18 protein-coding genes are annotated in these 19,108 nt (G+C 37.3%); 12 read left to right on the forward strand and 6 right to left on the reverse strand.

The genetic code is table 11. The features are described from left to right. Window positions 1–50: 50 nt before the first annotated feature. Window positions 51–938 (forward strand): EAL domain-containing protein, encoded by an 888-nt coding sequence (locus ACFPYN_RS15745; RefSeq protein WP_377735473.1) that lies wholly within the window; start codon window positions 51–53, stop codon window positions 936–938. Window positions 939–1,010: 72 nt separating this feature from the next. Here the strand turns inward: ACFPYN_RS15745 and trhO are convergent, their stop codons facing one another. Further along, window positions 1,011–1,979 (reverse strand): oxygen-dependent tRNA uridine(34) hydroxylase TrhO, encoded by a 969-nt coding sequence (gene trhO, locus ACFPYN_RS15750; RefSeq protein WP_377735475.1) that lies wholly within the window; start codon window positions 1,977–1,979, stop codon window positions 1,011–1,013. 202 nt (window positions 1,980–2,181) lie between these two features. On the opposite strand from trhO, the gene ACFPYN_RS15755 reads away from it, so the two are divergent. From ACFPYN_RS15755 to brnQ, 3 genes are all read left to right on the forward strand, one after another. Continuing rightward, window positions 2,182–3,825 carry an FAD-binding dehydrogenase gene (locus ACFPYN_RS15755; protein WP_377735477.1) on the forward strand — a complete coding sequence of 548 codons (1,644 nt, stop codon included), beginning with the start codon at window positions 2,182–2,184 and terminating at the stop codon, window positions 3,823–3,825. A gap of 24 nt (window positions 3,826–3,849) precedes the next feature. Beyond that, window positions 3,850–4,059 carry a hypothetical protein gene (locus ACFPYN_RS15760; protein WP_377735479.1) on the forward strand — a complete coding sequence of 70 codons (210 nt, stop codon included), beginning with the start codon at window positions 3,850–3,852 and terminating at the stop codon, window positions 4,057–4,059. 849 nt (window positions 4,060–4,908) lie between these two features. Next, on the forward strand, window positions 4,909–6,282 hold the full coding sequence (brnQ, locus tag ACFPYN_RS15765) for a branched-chain amino acid transport system II carrier protein (protein ID WP_377735481.1): 1,374 nt from the start codon (window positions 4,909–4,911) through the stop codon (window positions 6,280–6,282). Between the two features lie 113 nt (window positions 6,283–6,395). On the opposite strand, the gene ACFPYN_RS15770 is transcribed toward brnQ, so the two are convergent. Beyond that, on the reverse strand, window positions 6,396–7,076 hold the full coding sequence (locus ACFPYN_RS15770; protein WP_377735482.1) for a GntR family transcriptional regulator: 681 nt from the start codon (window positions 7,074–7,076) through the stop codon (window positions 6,396–6,398). 300 nt (window positions 7,077–7,376) lie between these two features. On the opposite strand from ACFPYN_RS15770, the gene ACFPYN_RS15775 reads away from it, so the two are divergent. Together ACFPYN_RS15775 and ACFPYN_RS15780 are read left to right on the forward strand one after the other, a co-directional pair. Then, complete coding sequence (locus ACFPYN_RS15775; protein WP_377735484.1) at window positions 7,377–8,036, forward strand: type 1 glutamine amidotransferase domain-containing protein; 660 nt, start codon at window positions 7,377–7,379, stop codon at window positions 8,034–8,036. Window positions 8,037–8,221: 185 nt separating this feature from the next. After that, window positions 8,222–8,866 carry a YczE/YyaS/YitT family protein gene (locus ACFPYN_RS15780; RefSeq protein WP_377735486.1) on the forward strand — a complete coding sequence of 215 codons (645 nt, stop codon included), beginning with the start codon at window positions 8,222–8,224 and terminating at the stop codon, window positions 8,864–8,866. Between the two features lie 67 nt (window positions 8,867–8,933). Here the strand turns inward: ACFPYN_RS15780 and ACFPYN_RS15785 are convergent, their stop codons facing one another. After that, window positions 8,934–9,917, reverse strand: coding sequence for an NAD(P)/FAD-dependent oxidoreductase (locus ACFPYN_RS15785; RefSeq protein WP_377735488.1), 984 nt, complete (start codon window positions 9,915–9,917; stop codon window positions 8,934–8,936). Between the two features lie 227 nt (window positions 9,918–10,144). On the opposite strand from ACFPYN_RS15785, the gene ACFPYN_RS15790 reads away from it, so the two are divergent. Further along, window positions 10,145–10,411, forward strand: coding sequence for a hypothetical protein (locus tag ACFPYN_RS15790; protein WP_377735490.1), 267 nt, complete (start codon window positions 10,145–10,147; stop codon window positions 10,409–10,411). A gap of 126 nt (window positions 10,412–10,537) precedes the next feature. Here the strand turns inward: ACFPYN_RS15790 and ACFPYN_RS15795 are convergent, their stop codons facing one another. Further along, window positions 10,538–11,548 carry an EAL domain-containing protein gene (locus tag ACFPYN_RS15795; RefSeq protein WP_377735492.1) on the reverse strand — a complete coding sequence of 337 codons (1,011 nt, stop codon included), beginning with the start codon at window positions 11,546–11,548 and terminating at the stop codon, window positions 10,538–10,540. Window positions 11,549–11,944: 396 nt separating this feature from the next. Here ACFPYN_RS15795 and ACFPYN_RS15800 point away from each other — a divergent pair, with 396 nt between their 5' ends. Next, window positions 11,945–12,568, forward strand: coding sequence for a protein kinase family protein (locus ACFPYN_RS15800; protein ID WP_377735494.1), 624 nt, complete (start codon window positions 11,945–11,947; stop codon window positions 12,566–12,568). Between the two features lie 76 nt (window positions 12,569–12,644). On the opposite strand, the gene ACFPYN_RS15805 is transcribed toward ACFPYN_RS15800, so the two are convergent. After that, entirely contained in the window at window positions 12,645–13,124 is a 480-nt protein-coding gene (locus tag ACFPYN_RS15805; protein ID WP_377735495.1) for an Lrp/AsnC family transcriptional regulator, read from the reverse strand. Window positions 13,125–13,307: 183 nt separating this feature from the next. On the opposite strand from ACFPYN_RS15805, the gene ACFPYN_RS15810 reads away from it, so the two are divergent. Continuing rightward, a complete protein-coding gene (locus tag ACFPYN_RS15810; RefSeq protein ID WP_377735869.1) occupies window positions 13,308–14,249 on the forward strand; it encodes a DMT family transporter in 942 nt (313 codons plus the stop codon). Between the two features lie 71 nt (window positions 14,250–14,320). Here ACFPYN_RS15810 and pepF read toward each other — a convergent pair whose 3' ends face one another. Next, complete coding sequence (gene pepF / locus ACFPYN_RS15815; RefSeq protein ID WP_377735497.1) at window positions 14,321–16,141, reverse strand: oligoendopeptidase F; 1,821 nt, start codon at window positions 16,139–16,141, stop codon at window positions 14,321–14,323. A gap of 595 nt (window positions 16,142–16,736) precedes the next feature. On the opposite strand from pepF, the gene ACFPYN_RS15820 reads away from it, so the two are divergent. Genes ACFPYN_RS15820 through ACFPYN_RS15830 form a run of 3 tightly spaced genes read left to right on the forward strand, consistent with a single transcriptional unit; the run spans window position 16,737 to window position 19,015 of the window. Next, window positions 16,737–17,561, forward strand: a complete 825-nt coding sequence (locus tag ACFPYN_RS15820; RefSeq protein WP_377735499.1) for an amino acid ABC transporter substrate-binding protein — start codon at window positions 16,737–16,739, stop codon at window positions 17,559–17,561. Continuing rightward, window positions 17,548–18,249 (forward strand): amino acid ABC transporter permease, encoded by a 702-nt coding sequence (locus ACFPYN_RS15825; protein WP_377735871.1) that lies wholly within the window; start codon window positions 17,548–17,550, stop codon window positions 18,247–18,249. The genes ACFPYN_RS15820 and ACFPYN_RS15825 overlap by 14 nt, the downstream gene beginning before the upstream one ends. Window positions 18,250–18,280: 31 nt before the next feature. Beyond that, entirely contained in the window at window positions 18,281–19,015 is a 735-nt protein-coding gene (locus ACFPYN_RS15830; RefSeq protein WP_377735501.1) for an amino acid ABC transporter ATP-binding protein, read from the forward strand. Window positions 19,016–19,108 lie beyond the last annotated feature (93 nt).

Genomic DNA, 19,108 nt, shown 5'->3' on the forward strand with positions numbered 1-19,108 from the left:
ATAATACAAGTGAGACAGATTATTTTTGACAGCATGTTAAGGGAGATAGAATGAACTATAATCGATTGTCCACAATCATCAATTATCTAGCGTTTTTAAAGGCAAAACGAGGCGTCCTTTTCCAAGAGTTTAATAAAAGTGAAGAATTTAAGGGGCTTATGCAGCCTGGAAAAGTAAAAACCGTGTTTCAACCGATTTTGTCTTTATCAAAAGGAGACACAATTGGGTTTGAAATTCTTAATCGTCCCCAAAGTACACCATCGTTTCCAACGACTGAAAAGTTTTATGATTATGTAGGTCAAAGCGATAATGTGTTTATGCTTGAGGGATTTTTGCGCAATCTTTCTCTGGAGAGGTATGCGGAGCAGTTGAAGAATGCAAAAGGTTACGAGGATCAACTGGTGTTTCTTAATATACAGCCTCAAGTTTTAGCGGATCCAGCATATAGAAGTGGTAAAACGTTGGAGTTATTGGCAAAATATAATCTTTCGCCTAACCAGATTGTCCTAGAGCTAACAGAAAAAGAAGCAGTGATCGACTATAACCAATTTGAAAAGATCATAGATAATTATCGACAACAAGGATTCCGTATTGCTGTGGATGATGCAGGAACGGGCTATAATAGTTTGAAAACGCTTGTTTATTTAAAACCAGAGTTTATTAAAATTGATAAGTCACTGATAAGGAATATTAACGATGATCCGGCCAAACAATATTTGGTAGAGCTTTTATTGGAATTTGCTGTCCAGTCTAAGACGGATGTAATTGCTGAAGGAATAGAGACATTAACAGAACTGAGGTATCTACAAAATCTTGGTGTACAACTTGGACAAGGGTATGCACTTGGAAAGCCAGCACCTACTTTAAATAATGGATATTTACCTCTAACAAAGTCCCCTATAGCAAGTCGTATTTCTCAGTTGTATAAGGCAAAGTAATAGAATTGTACTAATCAAAACCCATCACATGTCCAAATCATTGTTGATTTGAACGAGTGATGGGTTGTTTTGTTATATGTTTTGTTTCTGACGATCAAGTTCTTCTAATCTCGTTTGAAATTGCTCTTCAGTCAATCCGTGCTCCACGATATAGCGATTGCGTGGATTTGTACGACAGTCGTCTGAACAACTACGCAAGTATAGTTGTTCGTTTTCTTCTGAACAAAGAATTTTATCGTTACATTGAGGATTCGCACAGTTTACATAGCGTTCACAGGGCGTCCCGTCAAAGTGGTCTTTACCGACAATGACATGCTCAACTCTATTGATTGGAACAGCGATACGCTGATCAAAAACATACATTTGGCCGTCCCATAGTTGACCTTTTACTTCCGGGTCTGTACCGTATGTGTGGATTCCACCGTGAAGTTGAGATACATCCTCATAGCCTTCTTTAACTAACCAACCTGAGAATTTTTCACAGCGAATTCCGCCTGTACAATACGTTAAAATCTTTTTGCCTTCAAATTGTTCTTTATTTTTACGCATCCAAGCGGGTAGGTCACGAAAGTTTTTAATTTCCGGTCGAACTGCCCCACGGAAATGACCTAAGTCGAACTCATAATCATTTCGTGCATCGATTACAATCGTATCGTCTTGTTGCATTTTTTCGTAGAATTCAGTCGGAGACAAGTATTGGCCCGTGATCTCGTTCGGGTTAATGTCATCTTCTCCGAGTCCTAGATGAACGACTTCATTTTTTGCACGTACATGCATTTTTTTGAATGCATGACCTTCTGAAGCATCAATTTTCCACATCATATCAGCAAAACGGTCATCGCTCTTCATCATGTCCATATACGCTTGCGTCTGATCAAGTGTTCCTGAAACCGTACCGTTAATGCCTTCTGTTGAAACGAGAATACGCCCCAATAAACCTATCTCTTTACATGCAGCTAAGTGAGTTTGTGCGAATAATTCAGGTTCATCAATTAATACATATTTATAATATAACAAGACTTGATAAGTGTTGTTTTCCATTTTATTTAACCACCTTACATTTATGCTAATTCAATCAATAAATATATCATAAAACATGACTTTTGACTAGAAAAATTAGTGATGATATTACTGGTAACTAAGCTATTTAATGGACTTGTAATAAAAGCATTAAAGGAAATTACCAACATTTTCTAGAATACTATCTTAATAAGAATAGAGAATGTAATAAGGTGGAAATTGGATGAAAGCAGATGTCATTATAGTAGGTGCAGGTTTAGCGGGGTTAGTAGCAACAGCCGAGTTAACTGACGCGGGGAAACGAGTACTTTTGTTAGATCAAGAACCACAAGCATCACTTGGAGGTCAAGCATGGTGGTCATTTGGAGGGCTTTTTTTAGTGGACTCTCCAGAACAAAGAAGATTAGGTATACATGATTCACAGGAATTAGCATGGCAAGACTGGCAAGGAGCAGCGGGTTTTGATAGAGAAGATGAAGATTATTGGGGACGCAAATGGGCGCAAACATATGTCGAGTTTGCGGCTGGTGAAAAAAGAGAGTGGCTAAAATCTCTAGGTATGAGTTTCTTTCCAGTAGTTGGATGGGCAGAGCGTGGAGGGTATTTAGCTGAAGGTCATGGCAATTCAGTTCCTCGATTTCATATCGTATGGGGAACGGGTCCTGCCATCTTACGACCATTTGAAGAAAAACTTCATAAAGCGATAGAAGATGGATTGGTTGATTATCGCCCGCGCCATCGTGTGGATGAATTGCTTGTAGAAAATGGTGCAGTGGTTGGTGTAAAGGGTGCCATTCTTGAAGCTAGTAATGTAGGGCGAGGGGAAGCAAGCTCGCGTGAAGTAGTAGGGCAATTTAGCGAAATAGCTGAAGCGGTCGTCGTGACAAGTGGAGGCTTGGGAGCGAACTTTGATTTAATTCGTCAAAATTGGCCAGCAAGATTAGGAAAAGCGCCAACACGAATGATTTCAGGTGTGCCGGCTCATGTTGATGGCAGGATGCTTGGAATAACTGAAGCCGCTGGAGGACGCATCGTTAATCGGGACCGCATGTGGCATTACACAGAAGGGATAACCAATTGGAATCCAGTGTGGGCAAAGCATGGGATTCGCATTTTGCCTGGGCCATCTTCATTATGGTTCGACGCGACCGGAAAACGTTTTGACGCTCCCAATTTTCCTGGATTCGATACGCTAGGTACACTAGAGACTATTCAGAAAACAGGGTACGACTATTCGTGGTTTGTATTGACTCAAAAAGTGATTGAAAAAGAGTTCGCTTTATCCGGCTCAGAGCAAAATCCTGACTTAACTGGTAAAAGCATTCGCCAAGTGTTAGCTCGCATCCGACCTGGTCCCACTGCGCCAGTCAAAGCGTTCATGGAAAAGGGTGAAGATTTTATTGTTGCCGATACACTGGAGGAATTGGTGAAAGGCATGAACAACTTAACAGGTGAAGGGCTCATACAGTTTGATCAGTTGAAGCGTCAGATAGTTGCAAGGGACCGAGAAATGGATCATAAATTCACAAAAGACTTACAAGTAACAGCATTACGTGGTGCGAGAAATTACATAGGCGATAAATTAATTCGCGTAGCCTCTCCTCATAAATTTTTGGATTCAAAAAACGGACCATTAATTGCGGTACGACTAAATATCATAAGCCGAAAAACGCTTGGTGGACTGCAAACTGATTTGTCAGGGAGAGTGTTAAGTTCAACTGGAGAACCTATACAAGGATTATATGCTGCAGGTGAAGTTTCTGGATTCGGTGGTGGAGGCGTTCATGGCTACCGCTCATTAGAGGGTACACTCCTTGGAGGCTGTCTGTTTACAGGAAGACAAGTGGGCAGAGAATTATCGAAATAGTTATAGGGAAGATGGAGGTTTGATATGAAGGAAAGAAACGAAGCTTCGCCTAAATTTATTCTCACTATGTGCATTGTTTATGGTGTGTTTGTAATTATTCAAAGCGTTCAAATCATCATGACACCTCACACATTTATTAGAGTCATAAGTCTTTTCGCTGTCATCATGCTTTCCTCAATTATTGGTGCTTTTGTTAGAGAGTTATTTATGTTAAAAAAGAAAATTACAAATTAACGTGTGAAAATTCAACTAACAAAATTAAGCCTGCTACTTCTGTAAATTCAGATGGAGCAGGCCTTTTTTGCTCGGTAAGTTAGCTAGCCGAACGTTCTATGAAAATCTCATATGCTAATATAAGACATTGAACAAGGGTCTAACGTTATGAATCTAGAGCAAGATTGCATGTAAGAATTAATGAGAGCTAAGAGAACATGTCACTTAGCCGTTTTTTTTATGATTTAGAGGATGTAACAGTGATTTATGGATAATAATGATGTAAAAACCCCTTCAATTTAGAGGATATTTCTCTTGTTTAACATTTAGTTGTAAAATTTGCATGTTTAGTTGTAAAAATGGAGCACTTAGTTGTAATTTTGAACGATTTAGTTGTAAAAATAACGAGTTTAGTTGTAATAGTAAAATTATGGAATAAGGAACGAAGGGTGTCACTAACAGCGATGGCTTTTGGCGCCAGCCAAAAGCACCATTCTGGTTCTTAATCATAATAGTTGGAAGAGAAAGGTTCTTGAATGGCCCCACCCGCTGTGGCTTGGCGGGTATTTTGATGGGAATTTTGGTGAGCGAAGATTTTGTTGTAATAGTAAATAATAAGATTGGCGTCACAATTAGAAAAGAATTTTTCTGCATCCATAGTCACAGAATAAGCAAAGCTTCTTGTAGCTTTGCTTATTCTGTGACTATTCATATCAAATTAATAGAATTATTTAAAATATTTCATGCGATATATTGCATTTCGCTATAAAAGAGAGTAGGATTATTTTCATTGATATATTGCATATTGGAAGATTCTAAATTACATGAAGATGTAACCAGCAAAGCAAGTTATATAAGGAGGAAATATGTATGGAGACTAAATTGTCGTTTTCATCTTATCTAGTTATTGGCGTTATGTTATTTGCGTTATTTTTCGGAGCAGGGAATTTAATCTTCCCAGCTTCCCTTGGTCAGAATGCCGGATCAAATGTTTGGATTGCAATCGCGGGGTTTTTAATTACAGGAGTAGGCTTACCTTTCCTTGGCCTATTAGCGATGGGGTATTCGGGTAGTCGAAGTCTACAAGACTTGGCAAGTCGAATACATCCGCTATATGCGGTTATTTTTACATCCGTTTTGTATTTAACAATCGGACCGTTCTTTGCAATACCACGAACGGGTGCTGTGGCTTACGAAGTGGGAATTGCTCCATTTGTCGGAACTGGCTTAGAACAATTAGCGTTAGGAATATTTACGTTGATCTTCTTTGGGCTTACTCTTTGGTTCGCATTGAATCCAGCTAAACTAGTTGATCGAGTAGGGAAGTTTTTATCACCAGCTATTTTAGTTCTGTTATCAATTTTATTAATTATGGTAATTGTAAAGCCCATGGGTTCTATTGGAGAGCCTCAAGAAGCTTATACAAGTGGTGTGTTTATGAAAGGATTTACCGAAGGATATAATACGATGGATGCTTTGGCCTCTCTTGTATTTGGAATCATTGTAATCAATACCATTCGTAAAATGGGCGTCACTTCAAAGCGTGGTATTCTACTTGCGACGGTTAAGTCCGGGGGAATTGCTATTTTACTCCTTGGAATCGTATATGTAGGAATTGCATATTTAGGGGCAACCAGCACACAATTACTCGGTTTATTTGACTCCGGAGGTCCAGTTCTAAGCGGAACAGCTTCTCATTATTTTGGATCATTCGGTATGATTTTGATGGCAGTTATTATTTTCCTAGCCTGTTTAACAACTAGTATCGGTGTAACCATGGCTTGTGGAGAATATTTCAATTCATTGTTCCCGAAAATTAGTTATAAATTGTATATAGTTATTTTTTCAGTGTTCTCATTAGTTGTATCAAATATCGGCTTATCGAATATTATTACGTATTCTATTCCGGTTTTAATGTTTATTTATCCGCTTGCAATAGTGCTGATGCTACTAACATTTGCATCGCCATTGTTTAAACATGCAAGACTAGTATATGTAGCAGCTACAATTGTGACGTTCCTGATAAGCAGTATCGATGGTCTTAAAACTTTATGTACTTCGTTAGGTATGGACTATTTTGTTTGGATGAAACCAATCGTGTCGTTTTATGAGAATACATTGCCTTTCTATAGTCAAGGTCTTGGATGGCTTGTTCCCGTTTTAATTGTCATGTTAGTTACAGGTATTCTTGGACGTGTTTTCAATCTATCAATTGCTCCTGTTTATAAAAGGGTGACTTCATAAGTTAACTAAACCCCGCCATCTCTGGCACTTTAAAATAGACAGAGATGGCGGGGTTTTTCAATAGAGTTTAGAGATAGTGAACAGAAACCCAAAGATAGAAAAAAGACACTGGATTAAGACCCAGTGTCTTTACTATCTTTTTCTCTTGTATAAAACTCTTCAATGGCACGAAGCCAGTTATCTCGCATTAATTGAGAAACTCGCGCAGAATCTCGTATTTTCAAACACTCGATAATCGTTGCGTGTTGTTCAATTGAATAAGTTGTTAAAACGATAGAGTTATGAAAAAACAGTCTTCGGACATGCGCTTGTAAAGAAGCGACCATCGACGTTATATATGGATTATTTGCCACATCAACGATGATTTGATGAAACTCTTCATCAATTTTAAGAGCTGAAAAATGATCCTCGGACTGGATTGCGTGTGAAAAGCGTTCATTTGTATCTTCTAAATTACGAATGACGACTTCATTTAAATTAGGAACCGCTAGTTCAGCAGATAGTGCTTGAAGTGCTGCAAGTGGGGGGAGAAGATCAATAATATCTTCTTTCTTAACATTTGTTACTTGAGTTGCTTTTCCAGGGAACATTTCCACGAATCCTTGAACTTCAAGGAGTTGTAATGATTCACGTATAGGAGTTCTGCTGACACCCAACGCTTGAGCTAATTCGGTGTCATTCAATTTTTCTTCAGGTCGTAATGTGCCATCGATTATCCATTGTTGTAATTGATTATAAGCATTTTCTTTAGCAGAAATGCGGATAGGCTTGTTATGATTAATTGGTATTGGCATTTAGGAAACAACCTTTCCTGTCAGGCTAATTTAAATAAAGTATCTTCTTCCATTATACAACAAATAGTATATACGTGATATATTGCAATCAATGTGCAATATACACATAAAGGAATAGTCAAGGTTACTTTTAAGATCAAGTACTGATTCAGGTGAACATCAGCTTAAATTTTGTTGAATGTGCTAACAAATGTTTTCTTCTTTATCTAATGGGTAAATAACATAAGTACGAATTTGTAGTGAGTATGGATATGATTAAAATCTTGCTTTATATTCACAAGAATTTAAGGAGGAATTTAAATGACAAAGAAAATACTAATGATATTAACAAGTCAAGACACAATGGGCGAAGATAAACCTACAGGTACTTGGTTATCAGAATTTGCAGATGCTTACTTGGAATTTAAGAAACAAGGATATGATGTAACTATAAGTAGTATTAAAGGTGGGAAAGCACCAATAGATCCAGGTAGTATTGATGAAAACACACCACAAGAAATTTTGGATGCTGAATCATATTTAGCAAATACAGTCTCTATAGATGAAGTCGAAATGGCTGATTACGATGTAATTTTCCTTCCAGGTGGTCATGGTACGATGTTTGATTTCCCGGATAACAAAAAGTTACAATCACTGCTGCGTCAATTTTATGAAGCAGACAAATACGTGGTGTCTGTATGTCACGGTCCCGCAGGTTTAGTTGGTGCGACACTTTCAAATGGTGAACCGTTAGTTAAAGGGAAACAAGTGAGTGCATTTACAGACGCAGAAGAACGAGATACAACGTTTGATTCGTTAATGCCTTTCTTATTAGAAAGTAAACTTACCGAACTTGGTGCAACTGTTGTAACAGGACCTAACTGGTCAGAGCAATCAGTTGTAGATGGTAAATTAATCACAGGTCAAAATCCACAATCAACACCATTGGTTGTTAAAGAATTAGTGAAAAAATTAAGTTAATAACAAAAGGACTGCACTTAATTTTGTGCAGTCCTTTTCTATACCAGGGAAATTAAAGAACGTAAAGATATCCTTGCTTTTTAATTGAAATGTTATTTTTTGTGAATTGAAAAAATAGTAAATTAAGTTTAATTCATGATAAAATGATTCAATCATTCAATTGAGCGGAATATAAAGGAGTTACTATGAAAAAGCGAAGCATTATTGCAGTATTTTATCTAGTTGGATTAACGTTTTTGTCTTTGGGAATTAGTTTAATCATTTTGGCAGATTTAGGTGCAGGAGCATGGGATGCCATGTATGTGGGCTTGAATGAGCATTTTGGACTTAGTGTTGGTACTTGGATTTTTATTGTTGGAATTGTACTGATTTTCGTCAATGCGCTTCTGTTAAAAGAACGTATTGATGCTTCTGCAGTGATACCCGTTGTCACAGTTGGATTTTTAATTGATTTTTGGCTTCTATTTGTTTTTGCTGATTTTCAGGTGCCTATTCTTGCGCTCCAATTAGCTATGTTAGTTGGCGGAGTGGCAATCATTGCTGTGGGCATTGCGTGTTATTTACAGTCTAAAATAGCACGTAATCCCATGGATACCTTAATGATAGCTATTCAAACACTCACAGGAAAAAGCATGGCGGTGTCAAAAACGATGATGGAGCTAGGAGTGCTAATCATTGCATTCTTACTTGGAGGTCCAATTGGATTGGGTACAATTTTTGTTACTCTGATAATTGGTCCCATGATTCAGCTTTTCTATAATCCGATTACGAAGTTGCGTAACCATCTGTGTGAGGATGCAGATAGAGGTCCCTTAAAAGTTAATTCATAAATAAAAGAGTAGGAGAATTCTTCGAATTCCCTACTCTTTTTATTTTGAATACTTGAGGTTTTAATTATTAATGTGAAAACAAGTCTGTCGAGTGCTTCACGTGATTTTTAGTTTCTGGGCTGACGAAGTGTTTCGCTGCATTTATTGCTATTGGTGCTTCACCAAATCCGCAAGCAATGAGTTTGACTTTACCGTCATAGATGTTGCTATCACCGACAGCATAAACGCCTGGAAGTGTCGTTTCCATCTTAGAATTAACCTTGATAGCATGGCGTTCCATATCCATACCCCATTCTTTCATATTGCCTATATGTGAACGGAAACCATAGTTTACAATAACATGATCGGCCTTCAGTAATTCAACGTCACCATTTGTATTTCGAACGGCAACATGCGTGAAATTATCGCCTTCAGGTTCGAAATGATCAACAACGTATGGTGTTTTGACGATAACAGATGACTGATTCAGTAATTCTAGGCTATGTTCATGAGCGCGGAAAGAATCGCGTCGGTGAACAAGTGTAACAGAGTTTGCAATTGGTTCTAGCATAAGTGCCCAATCCACCGCTGAATCTCCACCGCCAAATAACACGATATCTTTGCCTGCGAATTTGCCCATATCATCTACAAAATAATGGAGTTGAGTGCCTTCATATTGGATTGCTGCTTCTAGTTCTAAGCGCTTCGGTTCGAATGCACCATTCCCTGTCGTGAAAATAATGGATTTAGTTAAGTGTGTATTTGAGTCGGTAGTAAGCTGCCAAGTACCATCATCAAGTCTGGTCATATCTTCAACTGACTCACTTGTGACGATGGTCGGTGAGAAGATTGCTAGTTGTTCTGATAAATTATCAACTAAATCTTTTGCGCGAACTTTTGGAAATCCAGCAATATCATATATGTATTTTTCTGGATAGAGAGCAGTTAACTGGCCTCCGACATTTGGTAAACTTTCAATAATTTTAACCGACATTTGACGCATGCCACCGTAAAATGCAGTGAATAATCCTGCAGGGCCAGCGCCTACTATAGTAACGTCATAAATTTTCATGTGTAATTGAGCTCCTTGTCCGTGAAGTGTCTAACATGATTCTACCACTTTCTAAGCAGGAGTAAGTAATTTCAAACATATTTCAGTCGAAAGTCCTAGTGGGGAGATAATGGCTTAACTATAACTGTTTTTTAATCTAAATCCATATTCTTCAAATTCCATGTTTGTTTAACTTCCTGAAGGGAATAATACAGTTAAGTCTAAAAATTCTAAAGGAGGCATTTACATTGACTAACGAAAAAAAGTTTCCTGAATTTGAACCAGAATATACCGAAGTAGAAAAGCGTCAGAAACAGCAAGAAGAGAACGAAAAGGAATTGAAACAAAACCAGAAACTTCATGATAACCGTGGAGAACAAGCCAGCAATAATCAACAAGAAGATTATCAGAGTGAAAAGGATTTAAACAATCAATCGAATGAAAATCAACACGAACAGAATTTAAATGATTTAACTAACGATATTGCGAATAAACAAGGTCGTAATTTTAACTAAAGCACATACTTAACAGCATAATATATTGAAAAACCGGTATTCCATGTAGTTTGTGGAGTACCGGTTTTATTGTTTGGTCAGTGTGTAGTTACTTTTTCGGTAGTTGTAAAAAGATACTCGCTTTACTTACCTAATCGAACTTACTTCTGGAAAATTAATTGTTTCTGCTGGTTTACCAAAAAGATAACCTTGTCCTAAATCATAGCCTAGACTTGCACAAACTTCCGCTTCTTCGATTCTTTCAATACCTTCGGCAAGGGTAATAATCCCAAGAGCTTGTGCCCGTTCGTTTGCTTCTTTTAGGAAGTTCAATTTGTCTTGATCTTGGTCACAATGGCTAATGTATGAGCGGTCAATTTTTACATAATCCGGTCTCAATAACTCCAGCATGTCAAGTGTTGAGAATCCTGATCCAACATCGTCTAAAGCTACTTTCATGCCTTCTTTTTTATAGCGATCTAAAACCTTTTTTAAATGTCCCACGTCTACTATTTTTTCAGTTTCAACTACCTCAAATACTAAGTCTGCAGGATTGACTTGGTATTTTTCAACGATTTTAAACGTATGTTGTAAGCAGAAGTCGGGATTATAAATAGTAGAAGGTAAGAAGTTGATGAAACTTTTTGTGCCGGGAGAAACTTGTCCTGCACGTGCTTTTACAGCTTCTTCACGCGCCCGTTGATCCAGTAAAGAGTGAAGGCCGGTCTTGGCAGCTACGTCAAATAACTTCCAGGGTGATAATGTGAAATTAGAATCTTTTGTTCGAAGTAATGATTCATAGCCATACAGTTCTTTTGAGTTCAAAGAAATGATGGGTTGCAAGTAACTAACAAATTGACCGTGTTGAATAAAGTTGACGGTTTCTTTTTCATTAAAACGCAACTCGAATGTTTTTAAATCAATGAGTCTTGCAGGACGCTTTGTTCGGGACAGTCCCATTCGCAAGTCAGTCGTATATTTAAGTCGATTCAATTCACTCTGAACTATGTCTAAAGAGCTATAAGGAGCAAAAGCGATATAGTCATTCATTTTTTGATAGGAGTCTGTTATATGTTGATCAATCTGGTTAGATTCAATGAATAAAAATCCTTCTTCGTAAAAGTCGAATGAGATTCCACAGTGTATACAACTATTCATAAATTCACCTCAATAAATTAATTATTTATGTATTGTAAGTATTACAATAAACTTCGAATTCCGCAATATATTTTAAAAATTAATTTGGAATATAATGTGATTTTTTGTGGGCTAATTAGTCTTTGAATTCCAACATCAGGACGACATAATTGACGAGTCTTGGGGTCAGAGCCTATACTTATCTTATTAAGTTAATATTTATCTTCCATTAAGGGGAGTAGCTATACAGCAAAGTCGTCAATACAGGATTTAGATCCTCGGCTTTGTTGGCAACTGCAGTTGTTAGCGAGACCTTACCAATTATTTGGTGAGGTCTTTTAATTATTTGAGACGTTGTGACCAATTATTGGTTATAACGTCTCTTTTTATTTATTATAATGTATAGGAGGTTAATGCTTGAACACATATCAAGAACTTGCAAATACAGTGGTGATTTCCCCAAAGAAAAACAGATTGATTCACTATGACGACTCGTTAAAACTTATTGGGACGGGAAGAAGTGCCTTTGTTTTTCGAATTTCTAATTCAAGTAAAGCCATTAAAGTATTTTTTCCTGATTTTACGTATATTGCAAAAGAAGAAGCTGAGATATATAAAGTGTTACAAGATATTCCCTTTTTCCCAACTATCTTTGACTCAGGTCTAAATTATATCGTCATGGACTACATTGAAGGACGGACCTTGTTTGAGTGCGTGAATAAAGGCATTCCCATAACAACTAACCATATTAAAGAAATTGATGAAGCCCTATTGCTAGCATCTAGTAAAGGATTAAATCCTTCAGATATTCACTTGAGAAATATTTTTATTACATCTACTAACGACATTAAATTAATTGATGTCGCACGTTTTAGACAAACGAAGAATTGTACTCAATGGAGTGATTTGAAGTCGGCCTATCTTCTTTATTATAAGAAGCGATTATTTCCGAAGAAAATTCCAGCAACGATCATGAACACTGTTGCATTTATCTATAAAAAACAGCTAATCCCACATCATTTGACATCATCGAAAGGGTAGGCACACGGAGCAGCAGTTATTCAAAAACTGCTGCTTTTTATAATGGAAAGAAGGATTGGTTAGTACCCCGAACTGTTCACGGATTTAGAATGGGCAAAATCGTTGAGTGCTTAATTTCGCGAAGTGCTAGGCTCGTTTGGATTCGAGAGATGCCCAGTTTGTTAAGTTTGCGAATAAATTCCTCTAGACCTTGTCGATTTTTATTCGCGACTTTTAATAAATAATCATATTCACCAGTAAGGCAATGGCATTCCAACACTTCTGGCATGGCTTCTAAGTTGTTTTCAAGGATTTCTAGTTGCCCTGCTTGGTGGATATCCGTACTGATGAAGATGTAGCAAAGCAGGTCAAACCCCAATTTTTGTTGGTCTAAGATCGCGACTTGTTTTTGGATATAGCCCTCGGTTTCTAAACGTTTAATACGTGCGTGAGTGGCAGGTGGTGATAAATTTACGCGTCGTCCCAGCTCGGCGTTGCTGATATTGGCCTGTCTTTGTAATATATCGAGAATCTGGAAGTCGATTGCATCGAGTGCTTTACTAATCATTGATTCCATTTAGATACCCCTTTGTGGTTTATTCCAAAACCCCCATCTTAAAATGGTGTTTACAGAATAAAATAAGTTATTGTTAGTATATTCTTTTGATTGTATTGAAATCAATCAGAAACGCGAAATAATGTATGGTGAATACGTCCTTCATGCTAAAATTATCCTATAGTCATGAAGGAGATGGATGTCATACCATACTTATATTATTTTTTATTGTTATTTACGAGTTTTCTATGGGGTGGAAATTTTGTTGTTGGAAAAACGTTAGTTGATCATGCTTCACCTGTGACATTAACGACATTGAGATGGATCATAGCGGTCATTTGTTTAATTCCAATAGTGTGGTGGAAAGAGAAGAGTCTTTTGCCGTCTCGAAAAGCGATACTTCCTTTGATACTAATGGGGCTAACCGGCGTTGTTTTATTTAATCTTTTTCAATTTCTGGCGTTAGAGTTTACTTCAGCTACGAATGTAGGATTAATTTCTACTTTAAATATGTTTTCCATTGCATTGTTTTCATTTTTATTTTTGAAAGAAAAGATAAATGCTTTCCAAGTTGGTTCGATGTTATTTTCATTTGTGGGAGTCCTTTTAGTCCTGTCAAAAGGACACCTCGAGGTACTGTTTTCAATTGGATTTAATAAAGGAGACTTATTGATGACTGCCGCAGTATGCGTGTGGGGTGTGTATTCGGTACTTAGCAAGTGGGCGATGAAGTATACAACACCATTAATGGCTACGTTATACTCAGGGATATTTGGCGTCATTGTCTTAATACCTTTTAATGTAAACGATTTTACGATAACGAATTTGGATGCATCGTTTGTTCAGTCGATATTGTATACGGGTGGTGTATCAACAGTGGTGTGCATGCTGTTATGGAATATCGGTGTTCAAAAATTAGGCGCAACAACATCAGGTATTTTCTTGAATTTCAATCCAATCTTCACGGCAATCATTGCTTTTATGTTGCTCGGGGAAAGGCTGACATGGATTCAGGGGGTCGGAAGTTTGATTGTTATCGCGGGCAGCTTCTTATTTACTTTTTTCAAACGGAAGCCGGCTACGTTTCCTACTTTACCTCAACTTTACATGGAGGAAGAGCTTCCATCGTCTAGTGCTGGAAAATGATGAAAATATGAGTAAATAAAAACGAACTTTAACCACGTATTTAATCGTGGTTAAGGTTCGTTTTGTTTTTCTTATGTCGTCGAGACTGCTTCAATTTCTTCTGTTAATTTCACCAATTCATCAACTAATTCTCCGATGTAGAAAATAGTGTCACGAAGCGGTTTTTCAGTTGTAATGTCGACTCCTGCCATTTGAGCAAGTTCAACCGGAGACTTTGTGCCACCGGCTTGAAGAACTTCTAACCATTGCTCGACTGCAGGTTCGCCTTCTTCTAATATGCGTTTTGATACTTGTGTTGAAATCGTTAATCCAGCACTGTACGTGTAAGGGTATAGGCCCATATAGTAGTGAGGTTGGCGCATCCATGTTAATTCGGCTCCAGGTGTAATGTCGACTGCATCACCCCAGAATTCTTCTAAAACGCCACGTTTGATGTCATTTAATATCCCAGCATTTACATTGTGACCTGCATTTACACGGTCATATACTTTTCGTTGGAACGCAGCTTCTAGTAAATGTGTTACAAAGTTGTGATAGTAAGTACGTGCAACGATAGATGAAATAACCCAACGCTTGAATTTAGGATCGTCTGAGTTCTCAAGTAAGTGATTCGCCATTAACATTTCATTCATCGTAGACGGTGCTTCGATAAAATACAATGACGGTCGAGAATTAAAGACATTTTGTTTTTTATGGGCATTATAGAAATGTCCTGCATGGCCAAGTTCATGAGCTAGGACAAACACTTCGTTCATGCGGCTAGACCAAGAAATTAAGATATAAGGGTGCACACCGTATGGGCTTGAACAGAAAGCACCTGTAGATTTCCCTTTATTTTGGGCAAAGTCAATCCAACGCTCATCAAACGAACGGTTGACCATGTTTAAATAATCGTCACCCATAATGGCAAGTGCATCATTCATGTATTTCTTTGATTCTTCAATCGTAATTTTAGGTTCATAAGAAGGATCTAATGGAATCTTCAAGTCTGCGAACGTCATTTTTTCTAAGCCGTGAACGTCTTGAAGAAGTTTTGCATACTTACGCATATGTGGCGCAAGTTCGCTCATAATCAAGTCGATTTGACGATTAAATAGGGATTGATCAACTTCTTGACCAAATAATAAATGATCAAAAATATTGTCATAACCACGTAAGTCTGAAGTGGTTTTTTCAATTTGCAACTTCATATCATAGGTTTTTGCAGTGGTATGTTGATAGTTTTTGATTTGATTAGAGAATGATTCGAATGCAGCGCGTCTTACATCTGTATCCGTTTCTGCTTCCCAGTCTCCTTCAAAAAGTACGTAGCTTAACGGATATTTTTTGCCGTTAACTTCGAAGTCTTCAAACGATAAATCGACCATCTTAGTCGTGTTGTATAACTCATAAGGACCACCGAATGATGAAGAATAAGCGGCTAACGTTTTTTCTACTTCAGGATGAAGCTGATGTGGTTTCCTGCGAATCAATTTTTTTAAGTAGTGACCGAATTCACTTGATTGTTTCATCGCGTCTTCTAAAATTTCTACTGGTAACGCTAGTAATTCGCTATCCACAAATGATAGTTTACTGCTTAAATTTGCAGAAACTGATCCGAATTTTGCGGAACGCATCTGTGCATCACTGTCTGTTTGGTCTGTGCTATAAGCCAGGCTTGCATAAGTGCCGATTGGAACGAACTGTTCATAAATTTGTGCGTAGCCTTTTAAAGCCTCTTCAGCAGAATGTGCGTCTTTGATACTTCCTTTAAACTTGGTGCAAAAAGCATCTACTTCTTTTTCAAGTTCTACAAGTGCAGATTGGTAAGATTCTTCTGATGTGAATAAGTCTTGTAAGTTCCACGTTTCATCTATAGTAACTTCTGAACGTGTAGGTAAACTTTTAACCAATTTCATCTCTCCCTTTTATTACGGATATCGAACTAATAATAAGTATAGTTGTATTTGTTTAAACATTCACTCTTTTTGTTGTTATTAGATTTTTTTTTCAATAGATTTGTTAAAGAATGTTGAAAAAACAATTGAGTGTATCATCTGAAACATAAAAAAATGTTATAAAAGGTTATTTGCAAAGTGAGGGGTTCTCAATCTGACTTTTTGGCGTTGACGTCTGAAAAAAGAGCTTTGACGTCTGAAAAAATGGTGTTTACGTCTGAAAAAGATGCAACGGAGAAAAAAAGTAAGTTGATTTTAGAAATTGAGCATCGAAGTAGGAATCCAATATAGGATCCCATTAAACAAGAGGAAATGTTAAAGAAAGAACGATAAACAACAATATTATTTAACAAAGCCTTTTCAATAAATAGGGAGTAAAGATGTTGAATGAAACTGATATAATTCAACATTTTAAAAAGGAGTTAAATAAAACTGATAATTCTTAATAATTCGGGTATTAATAGTTGGAGATATTTATTTTGACGGACTGTTTTCCATGCTATAAGATAATTAATACCAAGTAAGTTTATCTGAATTAGGAGGAAATGAAATGAAAAAAATTAGTGCTTTATTTTTAATGATACTAACTGCTATTTTTGTGTTATCAGCTTGTGGAACGGCAAAAGATGATAATGCAGCAAAAGATGATAATAATACGGGATCTACAGAAGGTGATTTATTAGCGAAAGTTCAAGAAGATGGAGAGTTATTAGTTGGTACAGAAGGAACGTACCCACCATTCACGTACCATGACGAAACTGGTAAATTAACTGGTTTTGACGTTGAAATTGCTGAAGAAATTGCTTCACGTTTAGGTGTCGAGGCTAAATTTATGGAAACGCAATGGGATGCAATGTTTGCAGGTCTTGACTCTAAACGTTTTGATATGATTGCTAACCAAGTAGGTATTAACGAAGAACGCATGGAAAAATATGATTTCTCTGAACCATATATTTCTTCTGTAGCTGTTTTAGTAACACAACAAGGTAATACAGATGTAAAAACCTTTGAAGATATTGATGGATTAAAATCAGCACAGTCTTTAACAAGTAACTATGCAGAAATTGCTAAATCAAATGGTGCAGAATTAGTAGGCGTTGATGGATTTAATCAAGCAATAGAATTGTTAAACTCTAAACGAGTTGATGTAACGATTAATGATAATTTATCTGTTCTAGATTTCTTAAAACAAAAACCAGATGCAAATATCCAAATTGTAGACGAAGCTGGAGATGCAGCACAAAGTGGATTGATGTTTAATAAAGGTAACGAAACGTTAGTTGAAGCAGTAAATGAAGCGTTAAACGAAATGATTGAAGATGGCACATATGAAAAAATTTCAGATAAATGGTTCGGCGAAAATGTTTTGGAATAATTTTTCCATCGACCCTGAAAAATTGGAGCGCTCTTTAGATATTGCACAATCTTCCCTTCAGCCTTTGCTGGAGGGTGCTCTTGTATATACGCTTCCTTTATCGCTTATAGCTTTCGTTTTAGGACTTACTTTAGCTGTATTAACAGCTTTAGCCAGAATCTCTACAGTGAAACCATTCCAATGGATTGCACGTATTTATGTGTCCGCAATCCGTGGGACACCTTTGCTAGTTCAACTATTTATTCTGTTTTATGGGTTGCCGTCAGTTGGAATTGTCATTGATCCATTTCCAGCAGCAGTAATTGGATTTTCATTGAACGTTGGGGCTTATGCTTCGGAAGTCATTCGTGCAGCTATTTTGTCCATACCAAAAGGTCAATGGGAAGCCGCTCATATGATTGGGATGTCTTATACCCAAACACTGAGACGCGTGATTTTACCCCAAGCAACACGTGTATCTATTCCACCGCTATCGAATACATTTATTAGTTTAGTAAAAGATACCTCATTGGCATCTTTAATTCTCGTAACAGAAATGTTTAGACGAGCGCAAGAAATTGCCGCCACCAATTATGAATTTTTACTTTTATATACTGAGGTAGCAATCATCTATTGGATTATTTGTTTCTTCCTTTCGCTCATCCAAGGCCGATTGGAACATCGCTTCGATCGCTACGTGTCGAGATAATATAAATGGATGAAGAAGAAAGGAGCATGAGATGATTTCAATAAACGGATTACACAAACAATTTGGGGATCTTGAAGTATTAAAAGGAATCGATTTACAAGTCAACAAAGGACAAGTGATTGTAGTCATTGGACCTTCTGGCTCAGGGAAAACAACGTTACTGAGATGCTTGAATATACTAGAAGTTCCGACCGCTGGCAGTATCACAATTGATGAACAGACTGCAGATTTCTCTAAAACTGTGAATAAAAGAACAGTAGATTTACTTAGAAGAGAATCAGCAATGGTTTTCCAACACTACAATCTCTTTCCTCATATGACTGCCCTTCAAAATGTGATGGAAGGGCCAGTTATCGTCAAAAAGATGTCAAAAACTGATGCACGTGCTAAAGCTGAACAGTTGTTGAATAAAGTAGGACTCGGAGACAAACTTGATTTCTATCCACATCAATTATCAGGCGGACAGCAACAACGAGTTGGAATCGCAAGAGCATTGGCGTTAGAACCGAAAGTCATGCTGTTTGACGAACCCACGTCAGCATTGGACCCTGAGCTTGTTGGTGAAGTGTTACAAGTAATGAAAGATTTAGCGAGTGAAGGAATTACAATGGTGGTCGTCACGCACGAAATGCGATTTGCCAATGACGTCGCGAACGAAGTGATCTTTATGGACCAAGGTAGAATCATCGAGCGCAGTAAACCAATTGACATGTTTACTCGTCCAAAAGAAGAACGTACTCGACAATTCTTAAACTTAATTCAATAGGATGCTCAACTTAATGTAGAAAAAAGCGATTGTTCATAGAGAACAATCGCTTTTTGTGTATATGTACGAAGCGTAGCGGTTAGATTGTCATTA

Source organism: Paenisporosarcina macmurdoensis (genome assembly GCF_042658845.1).
Classification (GTDB): domain Bacteria; phylum Bacillota; class Bacilli; order Bacillales_A; family Planococcaceae; genus Paenisporosarcina; species Paenisporosarcina macmurdoensis.